The organism is Duganella qianjiadongensis (assembly GCF_009857915.1).
GTDB classification, from domain to species: Bacteria; Pseudomonadota; Gammaproteobacteria; order Burkholderiales; family Burkholderiaceae_D; genus Rugamonas; species Rugamonas qianjiadongensis.
Genome location: NZ_WWCM01000050.1, coordinates 1 through 1690, shown reverse-complemented (window position 1 = coordinate 1690; position 1690 = coordinate 1). Strand labels below are relative to the sequence as shown.

Genomic DNA, 1690 nt, shown 5'->3' with positions numbered 1-1690 from the left:
TCAACGGGAAACGGGTACTGCTTCTTGGTTTTTGGCTTCTTAGTGGTCATTACGTCGGTCATGGAAAATCCCTTTCGGTATTATTTCATGACCCCGGATTCACACAAAAATTCTGACAGGCTCGCCACAACTTACTTTGGGCAAGCCCAGCATCTGTATAAGTCTGACGAAACGATGTAATTCGGCCATCAGCAGCAGTTACATCACCTGTTTGTATAAATGGATACGGTCCGCCATATAGCCGTGCGTCATCTCTAGGGCGATGTTTGGATTTGCCTCGATCAAAAGTTCCAAGATTCGAAAGCTTTTGAATTGCCCATTCAGAACTCATACCCGAGCCCCCCCAGCTTCTGCCTAATCAGCGCGTCCAGCTCCGCTCCCTTCGCCATTTGCTCACCAAGCTTCTCAGTGAGCTTTTGCATTTTGTCGGCAAAGGCTTCATCGTCATCTTCAACTTCTTCAGCACCTACATATCGACCCGGAGTCAGCACATGGCCGTGCTCTGCAATTACAGCCAGCGGCACACTGCGGCAATACCCTGCGACATCCGCGTAAGTCAATGTTGATTCGCCACGCCAAGCGGAAACCGTGGCTGCAATACGGTCGATGACTTCATCGGTAAATTCGCACTGCACACGGCTGATCATGCTGCCCAACTTACGAGCATCAATGAACAGCACTTCATCTTTGCGTGTGCTTTTTTGTTTGGCAAGGAACCATAAACAAGCTGGAATCTGTGTGTTAAAGAATAATTGGCCGGGCAGTGCGATCATTACTTCGACAACATCGGCATCAACCATAGCGCGCCGAATATCACCTTCGCTGTTCTGGCTGGAACTCATCGAACCATTTGCCAGCACGATACCAGCACGACCAGTAGGCTTAAGGTGATACAGCATGTGCTGCAACCACGCATAGTTGGCATTGCCGTGTGGGGGCGTGCCATACACCCACCGCGGATCCCCCTCTAAACTGCCATGCCACCAGTCGCTAATGTTGAATGGTGGATTAGCCAGCACAAAATCGGCTCGCAAATCAGGATGTTGATTACGCGTGAAAGTGTCTTCCGGTTCACGACCAAGGTTGTAATCGATGCCACGAATCGCCAGATTCATCGCAGCCAGTCGCCAAGTTGTTGGGTTCGCTTCTTGACCGTAAATGCTGACGTCGCCCAGCTTGCCGCCGTGGGCTTCGATGAAACGTTCAGACTGGACGAACATACCGCCAGAGCCACAGCAGGGGTCATATACCTTGCCATGATGCGGAGCCAGCACGGCTAGTCGCCGCTATATCGCTTTCACCAATGGCGAACTCGTAGATGAGCTTAATGCGCTAATTCGGCGAGGTAAGCTGACCACGTCGAGCATGCATTACGAATCTGTGCGAGCTGAGATCTGCGCTATCCACATTGAAATGAACCTCCGCCAACGGCATGCTCCACGGTTCCGGCCGCAGCCGCCTTTGCCCCAAAAGGCCAAAAGTATTGCAGAGCAAAACCTGGCGCGCGATCGCCAAGTAATTGATCTTCATTGGCGGGCAAATTCCATTAACAAGCCAATGGTTTCGGTTAGTAAATTCGAGGGCATCTTTGACAGCGAGGCGTTCAACTTTAAGCTGGCGAGTAATTTTGCGCAACTGGACTGGCGGCAGCAAACCAAAGTAATCCACTTGCGCTTGACCGAGGAAATGC

1 protein-coding gene and 1 pseudogene are annotated in these 1690 nt (G+C 51.2%); one reads left to right on the top strand and one right to left on the bottom strand.

All coding sequences use genetic code 11. The features are described 5' to 3' along the window. Positions 1-320: 320 nt before the first annotated feature. Positions 321-1280 (bottom strand): annotated as a pseudogene (locus GTP27_RS23200) (N-6 DNA methylase); the annotation flags it as partial. A 133-nt stretch (positions 1281-1413) separates the two neighbouring features. On the opposite strand from GTP27_RS23200, the gene GTP27_RS23195 reads away from it, so the two are divergent. Continuing rightward, positions 1414-1690, top strand: a 277-nt coding sequence (locus GTP27_RS23195; protein ID WP_202417033.1) for a hypothetical protein, incomplete at its 3' end; no start/stop codon positions are given.